An 18,309-nucleotide genomic window follows, 5' to 3' on the forward strand; every position below is an offset into this window, starting at 1 on the left:
CGGAATCCGTACCATACGCGGCATACAATGTTTGCCCCTGCTGGCTCCGAAGGTAGTACTCAATGCAAGAGAATCAAGAGATTAACAAAAAAGAGCAATACAACCTCAACAAACTGCAAAAGCGACTGCGCCGTAACGTGGGCGAAGCCATTGCAGACTTCAACATGATTGAAGAAGGCGACCGCATCATGGTTTGCCTGTCAGGGGGTAAAGACAGCTATACCATGCTGGAGATCCTGCGTAATCTTCAGCAAAGTGCGCCAGTGAATTTTTCCCTGGTGGCGGTCAACCTTGACCAGAAACAGCCGGGTTTCCCGGAGCACATTCTGCCGGAATACCTCGAAAAGCTGGGCGTTGAGTACAAAATCGTCGAAGAGAATACCTACGGCATTGTGAAAGAGAAAATCCCGGAGGGGAAAACCACCTGCTCACTCTGCTCTCGCCTGCGCCGCGGCATTCTGTATCGTACCGCGACGGAGCTGGGCGCGACCAAAATTGCGCTGGGCCATCACCGCGACGATATCCTGCAAACGCTGTTCCTCAATATGTTCTACGGCGGCAAGATGAAAGGCATGCCGCCTAAACTGATGAGCGATGACGGCAAGCACATTGTGATCCGCCCTCTCGCCTACTGCCGCGAAAAAGACATTGAGCGTTTTTCTCAGGCTAAGGGATTCCCGATCATTCCATGTAACCTGTGCGGCTCTCAGCCGAACCTGCAGCGTCAGGTAATTGGCGACATGCTGCGCGACTGGGATAAGCGTTATCCGGGTCGTATCGAAACCATGTTCAGCGCGATGCAGAACGTCGTCCCTTCCCATCTCGCTGATGTGGAACTGTTCGACTTTAAAGGCATCAACCACGAGTCAGAAGTTGTGAACGGCGGGGACCTGGCGTTTGATCGGGAAGATATTCCCATGCAGCCAGCGGGCTGGCAGCCGGAAGAAGATGACAATCAGTTTGAAGAGCTGCGTCTGAACGTGCTTGAAGTGAAGTAAACGATTAGCGTCTCAGAAAAACCGTCTGAGACGCTTCATTCTTTATTTCAGCAGACGTACGCGACAGGTTTTACCCTTAATTTTCCCGTTTTGCAGCTGCTTCCATGCCTTATGGGCAACCTTCTGGCGAACCGCTACGTAGACATGCGCCGGATGGACCGCAATCTTACCGATATCCGCCCCGTCCAGCCCCACATCCCCTGTCAGCGCGCCTAATACGTCACCTGGACGCATCTTAGCTTTTTTACCGCCATCAATGCACAGGGTCGCCATTTCGGCTTCGAGCGGCACCAGGCTGACGCCGGCTGGGGGATTCATCCAGTTCAGCTTAATCTGCAGCATCTCAGAGAGAATATTGGCGCGCTGTGCCTCTTCAGGTGCGCAGAAGCTGATGGCCAGGCCGCTGTTTCCCGCGCGCGCGGTACGGCCAATACGGTGCACGTGTACTTCAGGATCCCATGCCAGCTCAAAGTTCACCACCAGCTCAAGCGATTTGATATCCAGACCGCGTGCAGCGACGTCGGTTGCGACAAGAACGCGGGCACTGCCGTTAGCGAAACGAACCAGCGTCTGATCGCGATCGCGCTGTTCCAGATCGCCATGCAGCGACAATGCGCTCTGACCGGCGGCATTCAGAGCATCACAGACCGACTGACAGTCTTTTTTGGTATTACAGAACACCACGCAGGATGCAGGCTGATGCTGGCTCAGCAATTTCTGCAGGAGCGGGATTTTACCCTGCTGAGAGGTTTCAAAGAACTGCTGCTCGATGGCGGGCAGCGCATCGACGCTGTCGATTTCAATGGTGAGTGGATTTTTCTGCACGCGACCACTGATGGCGGCGATAGCCTCGGGCCAGGTCGCAGAGAACAGCAGCGTCTGACGATCGGACGGTGCGAAACGGATCACCTCGTCAATCGCATCGCTGAAGCCCATATCCAGCATCCGATCGGCCTCATCCATGACCAGCGTTTGTAACGCATCCAGCGAGACGGTGCCTTTTTGCAGGTGATCCAGCAGGCGTCCGGGCGTGGCGACAATAATGTGCGGCGCATGCTGGAGTGAATCACGCTGGGCGCCGAACGGCTGTCCGCCACAGAGGGTTAAAATCTTGGTGTTGGGCAGGAAACGCGCCAGGCGACGCAGTTCACCCGCGACCTGGTCTGCCAGTTCGCGAGTCGGGCACAGCACCAGAGACTGGGTCTGAAAAAGCGCCGCATCGAAATGCTGCAACAGGCCAAGGCCAAATGCCGCCGTTTTCCCGCTGCCCGTTTTCGCCTGTACGCGCACGTCACGGCCCTCGAGGATGGCGGGCAACGCGGCCGCCTGAACAGGCGTCATCGTGAGGTATCCCAACTCGTTGAGGTTAGCGAGTTGGGCGTCGGGCAGAACATTCAGGGTAGAAAAAGCGGTCACAATTGTCTCTCGTGGTGATCTTAGCGGTCAGATGGCGCGTATCCTCGCAGATCTCGCGGTCCGATGCGACAATTTAATCGGTTCTTCATCGGGCGGCGGGTCGGGCATTGGCTGCGGACGCGGTATGGGATCGGGCATGGGGACCGGATCGGTGGGGATGGGATCGGATTGACGTGAATGTTGCAGTAGCAGAGCGTAAAGGATGCTCATCATTCCCTCCAGAATTGGCTGTCATCCCTTTTAGGGTAGACGCTGAGAATCAGGAGGCAAAAAAAAGCCGACTATGAAGTCGGCGTCGTACGAATCAATTGTGCTATGCAGTAATTCAAAAAAGGAAGTAAGACAATATGGAGCGCAACGCCCATCGCTTGACGTTGCATTCACCTGCGGGAGTAATATTGCACCTTACGGGTTAGATGTTTATTGACTTCGCTCAATTAAAAGAGCGTTTTAATCCCGGAAAAAGAGGAAAAAAGCGTAAATTTACAGCCATTTACTACGATGCAACCACCATGCAACACCCCCAATCAAAACAACTAACATCACGCAAAAGGCCGTAAAGCCGTAGCGATAAGCGCCCCCCGGAATACCGCCCAGGTTGACGCCAAACAACCCGGTCAGAAACGTGCTCGGTAAAAACACCATCGCCATCAGGGACATCGTATAGGTTCTTCTCGCCAGCGATTCCTGCATCACCTGCGCGATTTCGTCCGCCATCACCGCCGTTCTGGCAATACAGGAATCTATTTCATCCAGCCCGCGGCCCAGCCTGTCGGCAATATCCTGCATTCTGCGTCGCTGATCGTCATTCATCCAGGCGAGCCTTTCGCTGGCAAGACGCGCATAAACGTCGCGCTGCGGCGTCATATAGCGGCGCATCACAATCAGCTGCTTACGAAGCAAGGCCAGAAAACCGCGCGGCGGGATCTGCTGATCGAGAAGGTTATCTTCCAGGTCGATGATTTTGTCGTGCAGCTCTTCGATGAACTCACTCGCGTGATCGGTAAGCGCGTCGCACACGTCCACCAGCCAGCTGCCGCAGTCGGTTGGCCCGGTGCCCTCTTTCAGATCGTTGACGATGTCATCCAGCGCCAGAACTTTTCGCTGCCGGGTAGACACAATGAGCCCATCGTCCATGTAGACACGCATCGCAACCAGCTGATCCGGGCGTTCATCCGTGCTGCCGTTAATGCAGCGTAGGGTGATCAGCGTCCCGTCACCCATTCGGCTCACGCGGGGCCGCAGGCTTTCACCCGCCAGCGCATCGCGCACGTTATTAGGCAAGAGCGGAGTCGAGGCCAGCCAGTCAGCGCTGTCCGTGTGGGTGTAGTTCAAATGTAACCAGCAGGGATGCGCGCTATCGATCGCATCATTATCTTCCAGCGGTCGCGCACCGCCACGACCATCCAGCACCCACGCAAAAACTGCGTCAGGAACGTTAAGTTCAGATCCTTTAATGCTTTCCACAGCGCCTCCGCCTTTTTAGCTCTTTCGGTGTCAGTCTAGCCTCCATCAGGGCTTAATCAACAACTATGTTTTCCATCGCGCTGAAATCGCTCAGGAAATGAACATGCTGGCAAGAGGCAAAAAAAAGCCTGGCACGCCAGGCTTTGAGGTTTAATCAGAGAGAGTGTTCTGGCCGGTGGAGGAAGGATGGCGAGCCGCCAGGTAATGAGGAAGAAGTGCTCTGGTCAAGTCTGAAATTGCGCGTTCTGGCCTGCAGCTCAATCACCTGATTACGCAGTACATCAGAAGAGCCATTGAGTTCCTCTGCCATTGACACGTTACTTTGCGTGACCCGCTCCAGCTCAGATAGCGCCAGCGTGATCTGAGAAATACCTTTCTCCTGCTCTGACGTCGACGCGGAAATTTCGTCCATTAAGCGGCTGACATTCCCCGAACCCGTTACGATTTCATGCATATTTTTCTCTGCCTGTGACACAACGCTGGCTCCCTGCGTGACGTTACTGCTGGTGACTTCAATCAGCGTTTTGATATTCTTCGCGGCCTCTGCGCTGCGGTGTGCCAGGTTTCTTACCTCTTCCGCGACCACAGAAAAACCCTTGCCATGATCGCCCGCCCTTGCCGCCTCAACGGCCGCGTTGAGCGCGAGAATATTCGTCTGGAACGCAATGCCGTCAATGAGCGAAATAATCTCCGTCATCTGCTGCGCACATTCGGTAATGGACTGCATATTGCTGGCGACCTGTCCCATCAGCTCACCGCCTTTGCGCGCCTGCAGCGTCGCCACATTTGCCTGCTCGCTCGCCAGACGCGTGTTATCGGCATTGTTTTTGGTGCTCGCGGCCATTTGCTCCATGCTGGCTGCGGTTTGCACTAATGATGCAGACTGCTGCTCGGTTTTCACCGAAAGCTGAGCGCTACGTTGCGAGAGTTGATCCGATAAGGTCATGGCGGTTTGCGATGACGCCCTGATCTCACGTACAAGCGTCGCAATATTACCGGAAAGACTATTGATCCCGGGGATGAGTCGGCCCGCACAGTTATTGCCAAATTCAGGGATAGATACACCAAGGTTGCCTGCTGTCACCTCTTCAATACTTTTCTTCACCGTATTGATCGGCGTCACAAGATACTTCGTCATGTAGACCCAGAGCAAAAATAGTGCAACGAAATTGATGGCATTAAGCAAAATAAAGAGAGAGGGATTGCTGGAAAATAGAACAACGACACCTGCACTTACCAAAAAAAGAGATAAAAGGAACCCGATAATAAAGGTCCTGACACTAATATTTTTTAGCATGATAATACCCACGTTTTATATTTAAGTCGGCACTTAGACTTATAGCATTGGCCCAGAAGTTTTTCATCGCAAACAACGCTTGTTTTTTGTTTCGCCGTTAGCATCCTGAGATTTACCTTAAGTCAGATTAAAAGAGCGTATTAGTAAAAATGTTCTACTCAGCATGCTGCAATACTGGTTTCCAGCCATGTTAAGCGATAGTATCGCCCGCGGTGAGACGATACGATCGCACTCATATTTAAGGAGCTTTGCTACTGTTATTCGTTCTTGTTTAGCAATGCTTAATACATTAACAAAAAGAATATATTTTATATTCTTGATGAGTTTTAGAGTATTAATATGACTGGTCATTATTCACGATAAATAACTAATATGGTTTGAATGCGCATGTTCGTTGCCCGATAAAGATGTATCCGGCAGGCGAAATCGGTAACCCTCTCAGGCGTGGGATTGCATAATGCTCAATATATCGTGGGACCCTGTGTTAATCGCTATCTCTTATCTGGTGGCGTTTATTGCCTCATTTGTGGCGCTGGACAGCGCCGGAAAAATCCCTCTCTCCAGCCGAAAGGCTGCACTCTTCTGGCGGATTGCCGGTGGGGTCACGCTGGGTATTGGCATCTGGTCGATGCACTTTATCGGCATGCTGTCGATGCAAATGCCCATGATGATGAGCTACGACCTCTGGTTAACCCTTGCGTCACTGGGCGTCGCGGTGGTTGCGTCGACAACGGCGCTTAATATTGCCGTCACTGGTAAAAAACTTTCCCCTTTTCGACTGATCTTTGCCACGACGCTCCTGAGCGCTGGCGTGGTGTCTATGCACTATATCGGTATGGCGGCCCTGATGCTGGATGGCAGCATCATCTGGGATCGCCGGATTGTGGGGTTATCAGTGGTCATTGCCGTTGTTGCCTCAGGTACGGCGCTGTGGCTGGCTTTCCGACTGCGCGATAAACATAAAGGCGTCTTTATCGATCGAATTATCGCGGCCTTCGTTATGGCTGCCGCGATTTGTGCGATGCATTATACCGGCATGAGCGCCGCGCAATTTCAGGAAATGGCGCATGCCGTCCCCGGAGGGATCGGCGAGCTGGGTTTATCCATCTGGGTTTCAGTCACCACGCTCTGCCTGCTCGGCGTGATGTTAATCATTTCACTTATCGATTCTCACCGGCGCACCGGCCGGCTGACGGATAATTTGCAGCAGCTCAACCGTCAGCTAGAGCTGCAGGCGCGTTTTGATGCGCTCACCGGGCTCGCAAACCGCCACCAGATGGATCTCCGCATGCAGGACTGTCTGCGCAGCGCGCTGCTGAGCAAGAAGCCATTTGCGGTTATTTTCCTGAACGTCGATCACTTCAAACGCGTTAACGATACGTGGGGTCACAGCGTCGGTGATGAGCTATTGATCGCTGTCGCGCAGCGCATCACGGCAAGGCTCACGCGTGAGATGACCCTGGCAAGACTGGGAGGAGACGCCTTTATCCTGCTGGTGCCTGAATGTGATGACGACAAGCTCAGCGCCCTGCTCACCGCGTTGCTCGAAGATGTACGACGCCCTCTGTCGATATGCGGGCATACGTTAAGCACGACCATCAGCGCGGGCGTCAGCCTCTATCCTCAGGATGGCGAAACGCTGCATGAGCTGAAACTCAAGGCGGATGCAGCTTTACACCGCGTCAAGGAAGATGGCCGTAACGGCTGGGCGATTTACCGGGCCGAGATGTCAACAGCGATCCCGGCGAAACCCGGCTTTCTGCAGGAACTCTCGCAGGCGCTTGAACGGGATCAGTTTGAACTCTGGTATCAGCCAACCTGGCATGCGGGAGAGAAAACGATTCATGGTTTTGAAGCCCTTCTGCGCTGGCGACATCCAGAGCAAGGCGTTGTATTGCCCAATCTGTTTATCCCCTCGCTGGAACAAACAGGCTTAATTATTCCGGTAGGTAACTGGGCCATTGAAGCCGCCTGTCGACAGCTTCATTTCTGGACTGAACAAGGGTTCAGCCAGTGGACGTTGTCGCTCAACCTATCCCCCGTTCAGTTCGAACAGCCGGACATTTTCCAGATCATCTCGTCGATGCTGGAAAAATATAACCTGCCTCCGTCCCGACTGATCCTGGAGGTAACGGAAAGCACCGCGCTTAAAAATCTCGACCGCAGCATTGAGTTGCTTAACGCGTTTAATCACGCGGGGATCGTTGTCTCAATTGATGATTTTGGTACGGGCTATTCCAACCTGCTGATGCTTAGCGTGCTTCCCGCAAAAGAACTCAAGATCGACAGAAGCTTTGTCACATCGATGCTGGGAAATGAAAAAAGCTACAAGCTGGTCGAGACCATAATCAGTATCGCCCGGACCATGGAGATGAATGTGGTGGCAGAAGGGATCGAAACTGAAGAACAGCAGGCGGTCCTCACCCGTCTCGGCTGCGATTACCTGCAGGGGTATCTTTTCTCCCGGCCCTTACCTGCCGAACAGGTACCGTGGCTACTGCTGCAGATAAACTCAGACAAACAGATTATCCCCATTAATAAAATTCAAACGGACCCCGCATTTATTTCACAAAAAAATCATGCCTGACGGGGTTAAGTGGAGTATGTTTCAAAGGAGTACACGCGAGTCAATTCTGGCATGATTGTCAGGCACATGTTGTCGATGAACAGGAAACGCCTATGTCGCAACCTTGTTTTGATGCGTTGAATGTAATTAAAACACCCGTGTGGCTCGTTTCACCCGTGTCGGAAAAGATCATTTTTGCGAATGTGGCAGCAAGGCAGCTCATGGGGGATAAAACCCTCGAGGACCTGCGCAAAGGGATCTATTCTGCCAGGGCGCAAACCCTCCTGACGATGTATGTACCTGAACTGAAAACAGAACAGGAGATCGTCGAAATCTTGACGGCTAGCCGGGATGGACAGGACACGCCGTTAAGCTGTCGGCTCTCGCTCGCCCACTACGCTCCCTGGGGAGATGTGATTGTTTTCGAAGGCATCTCCCAACAAATGCTCTCAGGATTGAAGGCAAGCCGTTCCGCCACCTATCGACGGAAAAAACAGGGTTTCTATGCGCGCTTTTTTCTGACCAACAGCGCCCCGATGCTGTTAATCGATCCGGCCCGCGACGGGCAAATCGTCGATGCAAATCTGGCCGCACTCAATTTTTATGGTTACTCACATGATGACATGTGCAGTAAGCATACCTGGGAAATCAATACGCTGGGGCGAGATGTGATGCCCATTATGACTGCGATTGCCGCGCTGCCCGGTGGTCATAAGCCGCTCAATTTTATTCACCGCCTTGCCGATGGAACCACCCGCCACGTTCAGACGTATGCCGGGCCCATTGAGATTTACGGCGACAAGCTGATGCTGTGCATCATCCACGATATCACCGAGCAAAAAAGGCTGGAGCAGGAGCTTGAACATGCCGCGTTACGTGACTCCATGACGGGACTACTCAACCGGCGCCAGTTCTACGCAATTACCGATCAAAGCAACCGGAATAAACTTCCTGCGCAGCAGCAATTTAGCCTGCTGCTGGTGGATACCGACCATTTCAAAAACATTAATGACCTGTTCGGTCATCTGAAAGGCGATGAGGTGCTTATCGCCCTTTCCCGAACGCTGGAAGCCTGTAGTCGGGAGGGCGACATGGTGTTCCGCTGGGGTGGCGAAGAGTTCGTTATCCTGCTGCCGCGTACCTCTCTCGATACCGCCCTGCAGATTGCCGAGTTAATCCGTGCAGCCGTAGCACGCATTACGATTCCGGGTTTGCCGCGGTTTACCGTCAGCATTGGGGTGGCGCGGCACAATCAGGGGGAGAGTATTGACGAGCTGTTTAAGCGTGTGGACGATGCCCTGTATCGCGCTAAAAATGACGGACGCAATAAAGTCCTTGCTGCATGAAACTGGAGTATCCGGAAAAGCCCCGCTACAATGCCCACTTCGAATCAATTAGCTTCAGGTGGGTAAAAGCAGCAATGGGAAAAACTGAAATAATACTCACCTTTATTATTTTGCTCCTTATTATATTTGGCTTCTGGTTTATTTTTAGCGGTGAGATCTGGTATCTCGTAGAATTCCTTGAAAATAGCCTTTACCCGACCTTCGACGCACTGTAACGCACGTTTAATGACTTGTTTCACCTACCGAATATGTCAGGTATCTGCTTGTCTTACTGCCGCGTAAAATATACGGCGTTATCCTCCAATAACGTTGATAACGAATCATTTATTCATTTGCTTATGTTGCCCGTGCTCTGACGGGCTTTTTTATTTCCGGCAATTCAGCCATGCCAGGCTATATCTTAATCATCTTTATTGATAAAGGTGAGGAATGATGAGCAAGAAGATCCTGATGCTGGTTGGCGATTACGCCGAAGATTACGAAACCATGGTGCCTTTTCAGGCTTTGCAGATGATTGGCCATCAGGTTGACGCGGTCTGCCCCGACAAACCGAAAGGCGACTACATCATGACGGCAATCCATGATTTTGACGGTGCCCAGACCTACAGCGAAAAGCACGGTCACCGCTTTACCCTCAACGCCGATTTTTCAACCGTAAAGGAGCAGGATTACGACGCGCTGCTCATCCCCGGCGGGAGAGCCCCCGAGTATCTGCGGCTAAATGAGGACGTGTTAAAGCTGGTACAGGCATTTGACGCCGCGCGTAAGCCGATTGCTGCGGTGTGCCACGGCCCGCAGCTGCTTGCTGCTGCGGGCATTCTGAAAGGACGAACCTGTAGCGCCTACCCGGCCTGCGCACCTGAGGTACGTCTCGCGGGTGGACACTACGCCACTATCGGCATCGATCAGGCCCATGTAGACGGCAACCTGGTGACGGCTCCCGCCTGGCCTGCGCATCCGCAGTGGCTGGCGAAGTTTAGTGAGTTGTTAGAATAGCCCACCTCTGCTCCCGCCAGCTCCGCATGGGCGGGAGCGATATCTCAGACAAAGCCAAAAAAATAGTATGTATGGAGCACTGGTTAACAGGGAATTATTTACTCATTCTGGCGACGCCATTGCGCTTCTCTCTCTCGCTCCTTTCTTCGAGCTTCTTCTTTTTTACGATACAGCGGTGGATAATAAATATTTCCCCAGTCCCATTTGCCGAACCAGATATTCATCAGGGCGCTAAATATAATGATAAGGACGATATAAAATATAACAAAACCCTCATCACCACCTAGATTAAGAAGATCGCTGGCTAAGGAATGCTGAGCGTGACTGAACCAGTGCGGATGGTAATCAAGTATCATGAAAAACAGGATACCAAAAAGTAAATCGCCAACTTTGAATCTTTCAGTGAATTTACTGTGCCAGGCTGAATCATGTTTTTCATAGTAATTAAGTAAAAACTGATTATTCTCTTCCAGTGCTAAATCAAGGACTTCTCTTGAGGGTACCTTACCAGGGTATCTCTCGTAATCACTCTGCGGGCGAAGAATATCCGGAAAGATGCTGCTGTATATGATCTCATTCAGCACTTGCCTGAAGATACTGGCGACAAAGGGCATGAGGGTTGTGGCTATCAGCCCCAGAGCCGCCAGCGCGACGCAGAAGAAACCAAGGTGTTCGGTCCAGCTAATGGCCTGTATGGGCCAGGTCAAAATCCCCTGTCCGCTGTAAGCCAGCAGCGCCAGATCGGCGAAAAGGACAATATAGATGAAGCGTATAATCCACTGCCATTCCCAGATTTTATCCATAATGCCTAAGCCTGCCGGAAAAGAGGGTTTATCTTTCTTTTCTTCCGTCATAATTTATCCCTGCGATTATATGTGAAACAGACATCTTTTCTGGAATAAAGAAACTGGCGCTAAATGCGCCAGTTCTTAATGTACTCTCATTAACGACAGTTACCGCATAATCCGGGCTCGTCAGTGCTTCTCAATATACATGGTCCGGCTATACGCCACGTCTTCCGGGTTATTAATAGGGTAACCTTTCACCCAGGGCTTAATCAGGCGACCGTTGGTGTACTGATAAATTGGCGCGATAGGTGCTTTCTCCATGAGGATTTTCTCCGCCATGTTGTAGTCCGTATTACGCGCTTTCGCCGTAGTTTCGAGTGTCGCCTGGTGGATAATTTTATCGTAGGCCGGATCGTTATAACGCGAGATATTGCCGCTGTGGGTTGAGGTCAGCAGGGACAGGAAGGTCGAAGGCTCGTTATAATCACCTACCCATGACGCGCGGATCACATCAAAATTGCCGGTGTTGCGGCTGTCGATATAAGTTTTCCACTCCTGGTTTTGCAGTTTGACATCCACACCGAGATTTTTCTTCCACATGGACGCCACCGCAATGGCGATTTTTTGGTGGTTTTCCGAGGTGTTGTACAGCAGGTTCAGCTTCAGCGGACGCTGAGGGCCGTAGCCAGCGGCCTGGAGAAGAGTTTTGGCCTGAGCGTTCAGCTCCTGCTGCGACATCTGTTCAAACGGTGAAGGGTCAGGGCTGAAACCCGCCGTCACGTCAGGGGTGAAATGCCAGGCCGGCTTCTCGCCGGTACCTAACACCTTCTCTGCCATAATGCGGCGATCGATAGTCATGCTCAGCGCAAGACGCACCCTGGCATCGGCAGTCGGCCCCTTTTGTGTGTTAAACGCGTAGTAATAGGTCCCGAGCTGGGGCGGCGTATACACCTGTCCCGGAATGTCCTTCAGGAGTTTCTGATACATGTTTTTCGGGAACGATTCGGTGATATCGATATCCCCTGCCAGATAGCGTTTTGTGGCGGACGATTCCTGATTAATCGGAATGAAAGTCACTTTTTGCAGGACGGTGTTCGCGTTGTCCCAGTAATGGGTATTCGGAACGACGACCAGTTTTTCATTCACCACGCGGTCGTTCAGGACGTACGCGCCGTTACCTACCAGTGCGCCGGGACGTGTCCACTCCTTACCGCTTTCAACGTTCGCTTTTTGCACCGGATAGAAGGCGAAGTTCGCCGTCAGGTTGCTAAACCACGGGAGCGGTTTGTCCAGCTGGACGCGTACGGTTCTGGCATCCACCGCCGTCACGCCCAGGGTATCTGGCGCCGCTTTGCCATCAATAATGGCCTGCGCGTTGTTGATGCCTGCCAGCGCCGCAAACCAGGCAAACGGAGACGTGGTTTTCGGGTCAACCAGGCGCTGCCAGCTGTAGACAAAATCCTGAGCGGTGACGGGCGTACCGTCAGACCATTTCGCGTTATCGCGCAGGGTAAACGTCCAGATACGGTTATCATTGCTCTGCCAGCGCGTCGCTACCCCTGGGGTCAGTTCCCCTTTCTCGTTCTGATTCACCAGCCCTTCGAAAAGATCGCGAATTACCTGAATCTCGGGTAATCCCACCGCTTTTGCCGGATCGAGCGAAGCGGGTTCGTCTTTAATATGCCTGACCAGCTCCTGTTTTTGCGCCAGTACCGTGCCCTGTGGCACATCAGCAGCGTACGAGAGTGTAGAGAGTCCGCACAGGTACAGTGCAGCACAGAGACGCGAAACAGGATGCTTCATAAGATCCCCTTTAGTGAATTCAGGTAACAAGCAGATGCGTAATTATTTGTTTCGAAACAGAGAAATGCAAATACCTTCGTCCGGAATAGTGATTTGAGGCAATTCTCAGCCGTCACGGAAACTATTTGATTAACAGCGGGTTTTGCACAACACTGCCTGTAGAGACTTCTTTATCAGGATTTCGTATGGCAACCACCCGACCGCGAGCGGAGCGCGGCGCCTTTCCGCCGGGCGCCGAGCAATATGGCCGCTCATTTTTAGGCGCATCGCTGATCTGGTTCCCGGCGCCCGATGCCGATCGCAACAGCGGTTTGATCATTGCCGGCACGCACGGAGACGAGAACTCTTCCATCGTCACGCTTTCCTGCGCGCTGAGGACGCTGACGCCTTCGTTGCGACGTCACCATGTGATTCTTGCCGTCAATCCGGACGGCTGCCAGCTGGGATTGCGGGCGAATGCGAGAGGAATCGACCTGAACCGTAATTTCCCGGCGGCAAACTGGCGCGCAGGGGAAACGGTATATCGCTGGAACAGCTCCGCCGAGGAGCGGGACGTGGTGCTGCTAACAGGAGATAAGCCCGGATCGGAGCCGGAAACGCAGGCGCTGTGCCAGCTTATCCATAAAATCCACCCAGCATGGGTTGTCTCCTTCCACGATCCGCTGGCCTGTATTGAAGATCCGCGCCACTCCGAACTGGGCGAGTGGCTGGCGCAGGCTTTCGCCCTGCCGCTCGTCACCAGCGTGGGCTATGAAACCCCAGGTTCCTTTGGTAGCTGGTGCGCCGATTTGAGCCTGCCCTGCATCACCGCTGAATTCCCGCCGATTTCCTCCGACGAAGCCAGCGAAAAATACTTAAAAGCGATGGTGGAGCTTCTGCGCTGGCAGCCTCAGAGATGAAGCACGCCGCTGGTAAAATGAAGCGCCGGTGAAACGTCAACAGCCAGCCACGTCGGACCATCGAGATCGGCGAAACGGACCTGATTGACCAGCGGAAGCACCGCGCCGATCGCCCGGGAGGTGCAAAGCATGCACCCCAGCATCAGGGCAAACCCCTGCGCCCGGGCTTCCGCCGCCAGAGCCAGGGCTTCTGTCAGTCCGCCTGCCTTGTCGAGCTTGATATTGACCATGTCATAGCGGCCCTTAAGCTCGCTCAAATTTTCGCGGGTATGGCAGCTTTCATCCGCGCAGACGGGCAACGGATGGATAAAATTCTTCAGCGCCGCATCATCTTTTGCTGGCAGAGGCTGCTCCAGCATCGCCACGCCCAGATCGGCCAACAGCTGGCATCGCGCTGCCAGCCCTTCAGGATGCCACGACTCGTTGGCGTCAACAATCAGCGTGGCTGAGGGCACCGCAGAGCGAATGGCGACCATCCGCTCGCTGATCAGACGATCGTCGAGCTTCACTTTTAAGAGCGTGGCCCCGGCGTCATAGAGCGCTTTCGCACTGGCGGCCATCTGCTCCGGCTCACCAATCACGACCGTTTGCGCCGTCACGACGGACTCAGGCAGCGCCACACCCAGCAAGGACGTCAGCGATTTTTGCTGCTGAGCGGCTTCAAGGTTCCAGAGCGCACAGTCGATAGCGTTACGCGCCGCCCCGGCGGGCAAACGCTGCTGTAACGACTCACGCGTGAGACCTTTTTGCAGGTCAGGCACAAGGGTCATGATCTGCGCCATCACCGACGCAAGGCTTTCCCCATAGCGCGGGTAAGGCGTACATTCCCCGACGCCTTTAAACCCCTCTTCTTCGATTTCAACCACGACCACGCTGGCTTCACTTCGGCTGCCGCGGGAGATCACAAACGGGGTATGCAATGGCCAGGCTTCTTCATAGATCTTAACGCTTCTCATCACTGACTCCTTGCGGCCCGGAAAGGCGAAAAATTTGGTTTGCCGTGTTATCCGCTGATGGCATACACTAGCCCCGACGTTAACTATATGTAAACAGGAAGATATCTATGTCACAACTCGTTCATTTCCAGGGCAACCCGGTTGCTGTTGCAGGTTCCATTCCGCAGGCTGGCAGCAAAGCGCAGGCTTTTACTCTGGTGGCTAAAGATCTGTCTGACGTCACACTGGCTCAGTTTGCGGGCAAACGCAAAGTACTGAACATTTTCCCAAGCATTGATACCGGTGTTTGTGCCGCATCCGTGCGTAAATTCAACCAGCTGGCGACTGAAATGGACAACACCGTTGTGCTGTGCATTTCCGCTGACCTGCCGTTTGCCCAGTCCCGTTTCTGCGGTGCCGAAGGCCTGAGCAACGTCATCACCCTCTCCACCCTGCGCAGCGCTGATTTCCTTGAGAAATATGGCGTCAGCATCGCGGAAGGCCCACTTAAAGGTCTGGCAGCACGAGCTGTACTGGTTCTTGATGAAAACGACACTGTTGTCTTCAGCGAACTGGTTAATGAAATCACCACCGAGCCAGATTACACTGCCGCGCTGGACGTGCTAAAAGCATAATAAGTCCTTAGCATTCTATACAACTCATTCTCAACCTCGCCGCGGCGGGGTTTTTTATTACTTTAAAGCTGAATCGTTAAAGCATAAATGCTCGCATGTCACATTAATCCTGCAATAATCAGAGCAATATGTAACATGATCGTGATCAGAAACGCATAATAATCGTTAAAATCCCCTATTTTCATCCCGAGTGAAGCCCATCACATTTCCCTTTTTGTCTAAACATTAGATTTGCTTACGAAAGAAAATAATCGTTTCAGCAAAAAGGATAAAATATGAAGATCAAATTCGCTTTTACGCTTCTGGCGGTCCTAGTTTCTGGCCATGCCGCGGCTAAAACCTGGGTGCTGACAAGCGCTGAAAGCAGCGTAGAGAAAGGAAACTGGAAGATTTCCAGTGATGAGCTGAAAGTTAAAGATCAGACGTTCAGCATTGAGCAAAAAATCTTACACGGCGGCAAGCAGGAAGGCAGTAAAGTCATCATTATTAGCAGTAAAGATGGCCTGACGATTACCCTGAGCCCTACCCGTGGCATGAACCTTCTGCACGTGGAAGGGTTTGGCACCCGACTGGGTTGGAATTCTCCTGTTAAAGAGGTCGTGAACCCGGCTTACATCAATCTTGAAAGCCGCAACGGTCTCGGCTGGCTGGATGGTTTCAACGAGATGATGGTGCGCTGTGGCTACGAGTGGACTGGTCATCCGGTCACCGCAGATGGGCAAATTTACACCCTTCACGGCAGGGCCGGAAATACACCGGTATCGCAGGTGGAAGTTGAGGTGGCGGATACCGCTCCGCATGAGATCCGCGTTCGGGGTTTGATCAAAGAGAGCACGTTTAAAAAATCGGATCTGCAAACCATGACCGAGCTGCGCTACGTTCCCGGAACCAACCGGTTCAGCCTGCACGATGTTCTGACAAACCATGCCGATTACCCTCATGATTATCAAATCATCTATCACAGCAACTTCGGCACGCCGATCCTAGAGGAAGGCGCCCGTTTCCTTGCGCCTGCGGCGAGCGTGAGCCCGTTCAATGACTACGCCAAAGCGGGGGTTAACGACTGGCAAACCTACGCCGGGCCGACAAAAGGCTTTGATGAGATGGTCTTTAATATTAAACCGCTGGCAGACAATAACCACGAAACGCTCGCGGCGGTGGTCAATAAAGCCGGTGATAAAGGCGCGTCAATCCAGTTTGATACCCGCCAGCTGCCCGTGCTGACCTTATGGAAAAACACCGACACGCTGAAGCAGGGCTACGTCACGGGCATCGAACCGGGCACTAGTTACGCCTACCCCGTCACGATTGAACGTGAGCAGAAGCGGGTTAAGCAGCTGCAGCCCGGTGCCAGCGCGCAGTTTGATCTGACCTACACCCTGCTCCACAGCCCGCAGCAGGTGAAAGAGGTTGAAAGCAGGATTGCGTCGATTCAGGGCGAGACAAAAACAGAAATCGTTAACACGCCGATGGCGAAGGAATAAACGTAAAGTAAAAAGCCTCTTTACAGAGGCTTTTTGTTATTCGTCGCCTTTCTTATGATTCAAACCATACTCGCGCAGCTTGTTCGCGATCGCGGTGTGCGAGACGCCAAGGCGTTTTGCCAGCTTGCGGGTGCTGGGATAACTGCGGTACAGCTGCGTCAGCACTGAGCGTTCAAAACGGCTGGTAATATCGTCCAGCGAACCTTCCATCGCCTCTTCCCCTACCGATACCGTTCCGGCGTCGTAATCCGGCAGCAGGATATCCTGCGGGCGCAGTTCGTAGCCTTCAAGCTGGGTCAGCGCGCGATAGACGGCGTTTTTAAGCTGACGAATGTTGCCCGGCCAGCCGTAGCGCATCAGCACCGTGCCGAGATCGGCAGACAGCTTCGGACGCGGCACACCCTGCTCGTCGGCAAAGCGGGCGACGAACAGCTCAGTAAGCGGCATGATGTCCTGCGGGCAATCGCGCAGCGGCGGAATGTTGAGCGTCAGGACGTTGAGGCGGTAATAGAGATCCTCGCGGAAGATCCCCTTTTGCACCAGTTCAACCAGGTTTTTCTGGGTGGCGCATATAACGCGCACGTCCACATGCACTTCGTGATCCTCACCGACGCGGCGGAAGGTTCCGTCGTTCAGGAAACGCAGCAGCTTAGCCTGCATACGTGGCGACATTTCGCCGATTTCGTCCAGCAGCACGGAGCCGCCGTTAGCCTGCTCGAAGAACCCTTTCTTACCTTCCGGCGCGTGACCAAACAGCTCGCTTTCAACGGCATCTTCCGGAATAGAGGCGCAGTTAAGTGCCAGATAAGGCTTAGCCGCACGCGGACTCGCCAGATGCACCGCATGAGCCAGGAGGTCTTTCCCTGTGCCGGTGTCCCCGGTAATCAGCAGCGGCGCGGTCAGGCTTGCGAGCTTACGCGCCTGATCAACCACATGGCGCATTTTCGGGCTGACGGCAATAATCTGGCTGAACGCACCAACGTCCTGACTGGAGAGGTTTTGCAGCTGGCGACCCATGCGTAGCGTCGAGCGCAGCATGATCACCGCCCCGGTGAGCATGCGAGTGTTCCCTTCCCCTTTCAGATAGACCGGCGTGATCTCCATCAGGAAATTCTGCCCGTTAATCACCACATGCTCGCTAAGCGTGTTCTGCGGATTGCTGTCCAGCCAGCGCTGGAAGTTAAAGCCGGGGATCAGCTGCGCGGCGTTATGATTGCTGAGCTTCTCCTGGCTCTGCGCGAAAAGCTGGCAGCTCGCGTGGTTAACGCGCTCAACTTTGCTTTTCAAATCCAGGGAGAGGAACGGTTCAGGCATGGCCTCCAGCAGCGCGCTCAGTGCCAGGTGCTCACGTTCAGAAGGCATCCAGGGAATGGTGCGTACATCCGTAACGCCAGCGATACGGCGGATTTCCGCCATCAGGCTACTGAATGTATTAAATTCAATTTCGGCAAAATTGAGGTAAATTCGCCCGACAGGATCGATCTCAATGCCACGTAAATCAATGCTACGTAAAACAAGAAGATCGAGTAATTCGCGGGTCAGACCGAGACGGTCTTCACAGAAGACTTCAAGACGCATGGGAAATTCACCGTTTTAAGCCAGTAACAGTAAAATGATATGTCAGAACACGGTGATCGGGAAGATGGCTGTCAACAAATATTGACAGCCAGCACGATTAG

General features: G+C 53.2%; 16 protein-coding genes. 8 read left to right on the forward strand and 8 right to left on the reverse strand.

The window, feature by feature from the left end:
• The first annotated feature begins 62 nt into the window (after window positions 1-62).
• On the forward strand, window positions 63-998 hold the full coding sequence (ttcA, locus tag KGP22_RS11665) for a tRNA 2-thiocytidine(32) synthetase TtcA (RefSeq protein WP_223578982.1): 936 nt from the start codon (window positions 63-65) through the stop codon (window positions 996-998).
• Window positions 999-1,040: 42 nt separating this feature from the next.
• On the opposite strand, the gene dbpA is transcribed toward ttcA, so the two are convergent.
• The 4 genes from dbpA to KGP22_RS11685 all read right to left on the reverse strand — a co-directional run bounded on the left by dbpA (window position 1,041) and on the right by KGP22_RS11685 (window position 5,178).
• Entirely contained in the window at window positions 1,041-2,414 is a 1,374-nt protein-coding gene (gene dbpA / locus KGP22_RS11670; protein WP_223578984.1) for an ATP-dependent RNA helicase DbpA, read from the reverse strand.
• 27 nt (window positions 2,415-2,441) lie between these two features.
• Window positions 2,442-2,606, reverse strand: a complete 165-nt coding sequence (locus tag KGP22_RS11675) for a hypothetical protein (RefSeq protein WP_320718313.1) — start codon at window positions 2,604-2,606, stop codon at window positions 2,442-2,444.
• A gap of 291 nt (window positions 2,607-2,897) precedes the next feature.
• Window positions 2,898-3,881: a zinc transporter ZntB gene (zntB, locus tag KGP22_RS11680; protein ID WP_111965070.1), complete on the reverse strand. Its 984-nt coding sequence runs from the start codon at window positions 3,879-3,881 to the stop codon at window positions 2,898-2,900.
• Window positions 3,882-4,035: 154 nt separating this feature from the next.
• Window positions 4,036-5,178, reverse strand: coding sequence for a methyl-accepting chemotaxis protein (locus KGP22_RS11685; RefSeq protein WP_111965071.1), 1,143 nt, complete (start codon window positions 5,176-5,178; stop codon window positions 4,036-4,038).
• Between the two features lie 457 nt (window positions 5,179-5,635).
• On the opposite strand from KGP22_RS11685, the gene KGP22_RS11690 reads away from it, so the two are divergent.
• The 4 genes from KGP22_RS11690 (at window position 5,636) to KGP22_RS11705 (ending at window position 10,086) form a co-directional block, all read left to right on the forward strand.
• Window positions 5,636-7,765: a bifunctional diguanylate cyclase/phosphodiesterase gene (locus KGP22_RS11690; RefSeq protein ID WP_223578987.1), complete on the forward strand. Its 2,130-nt coding sequence runs from the start codon at window positions 5,636-5,638 to the stop codon at window positions 7,763-7,765.
• Between the two features lie 92 nt (window positions 7,766-7,857).
• A complete protein-coding gene (locus tag KGP22_RS11695; protein ID WP_223578989.1) occupies window positions 7,858-9,090 on the forward strand; it encodes a sensor domain-containing diguanylate cyclase in 1,233 nt (410 codons plus the stop codon).
• A 74-nt stretch (window positions 9,091-9,164) separates the two neighbouring features.
• Window positions 9,165-9,305 carry an Ecr family regulatory small membrane protein gene (locus KGP22_RS11700; RefSeq protein ID WP_143345725.1) on the forward strand — a complete coding sequence of 47 codons (141 nt, stop codon included), beginning with the start codon at window positions 9,165-9,167 and terminating at the stop codon, window positions 9,303-9,305.
• Between the two features lie 217 nt (window positions 9,306-9,522).
• Window positions 9,523-10,086 carry a DJ-1/PfpI family protein gene (locus tag KGP22_RS11705; RefSeq protein WP_223582435.1) on the forward strand — a complete coding sequence of 188 codons (564 nt, stop codon included), beginning with the start codon at window positions 9,523-9,525 and terminating at the stop codon, window positions 10,084-10,086.
• 98 nt (window positions 10,087-10,184) lie between these two features.
• Here the strand turns inward: KGP22_RS11705 and KGP22_RS11710 are convergent, their stop codons facing one another.
• Both KGP22_RS11710 and KGP22_RS11715 read right to left on the reverse strand, forming a co-directional pair.
• Window positions 10,185-10,940 (reverse strand): hypothetical protein, encoded by a 756-nt coding sequence (locus KGP22_RS11710; RefSeq protein ID WP_223578991.1) that lies wholly within the window; start codon window positions 10,938-10,940, stop codon window positions 10,185-10,187.
• A gap of 120 nt (window positions 10,941-11,060) precedes the next feature.
• Entirely contained in the window at window positions 11,061-12,677 is a 1,617-nt protein-coding gene (locus tag KGP22_RS11715; protein WP_111965077.1) for a peptide ABC transporter substrate-binding protein, read from the reverse strand.
• Window positions 12,678-12,862: 185 nt separating this feature from the next.
• Between KGP22_RS11715 and mpaA the strand changes: the two genes are divergently transcribed.
• On the forward strand, window positions 12,863-13,576 hold the full coding sequence (gene mpaA / locus KGP22_RS11720; protein WP_111965078.1) for a murein tripeptide amidase MpaA: 714 nt from the start codon (window positions 12,863-12,865) through the stop codon (window positions 13,574-13,576).
• Here the strand turns inward: mpaA and ycjG are convergent.
• Entirely contained in the window at window positions 13,567-14,532 is a 966-nt protein-coding gene (gene ycjG / locus KGP22_RS11725; RefSeq protein WP_223578993.1) for an L-Ala-D/L-Glu epimerase, read from the reverse strand. The two genes, mpaA and ycjG, sit on opposite strands and share 10 nt — an antisense overlap.
• 107 nt (window positions 14,533-14,639) lie before the next feature.
• Between ycjG and tpx the strand changes: the two genes are divergently transcribed.
• Both tpx and KGP22_RS11735 read left to right on the forward strand, forming a co-directional pair.
• Entirely contained in the window at window positions 14,640-15,146 is a 507-nt protein-coding gene (gene tpx, locus KGP22_RS11730; RefSeq protein WP_023335907.1) for a thiol peroxidase, read from the forward strand.
• Between the two features lie 275 nt (window positions 15,147-15,421).
• Entirely contained in the window at window positions 15,422-16,630 is a 1,209-nt protein-coding gene (locus KGP22_RS11735) for an aldose 1-epimerase family protein (protein ID WP_223578996.1), read from the forward strand.
• Window positions 16,631-16,666: 36 nt separating this feature from the next.
• On the opposite strand, the gene tyrR is transcribed toward KGP22_RS11735, so the two are convergent.
• Window positions 16,667-18,208: a transcriptional regulator TyrR gene (gene tyrR, locus KGP22_RS11740; protein WP_133294547.1), complete on the reverse strand. Its 1,542-nt coding sequence runs from the start codon at window positions 18,206-18,208 to the stop codon at window positions 16,667-16,669.
• Window positions 18,209-18,309: the final 101 nt, after the last annotated feature.

Source organism: Enterobacter sp. JBIWA005, assembly GCF_019968805.1.
Classification (GTDB): Bacteria; Pseudomonadota; Gammaproteobacteria; order Enterobacterales; family Enterobacteriaceae; genus Enterobacter; species Enterobacter vonholyi.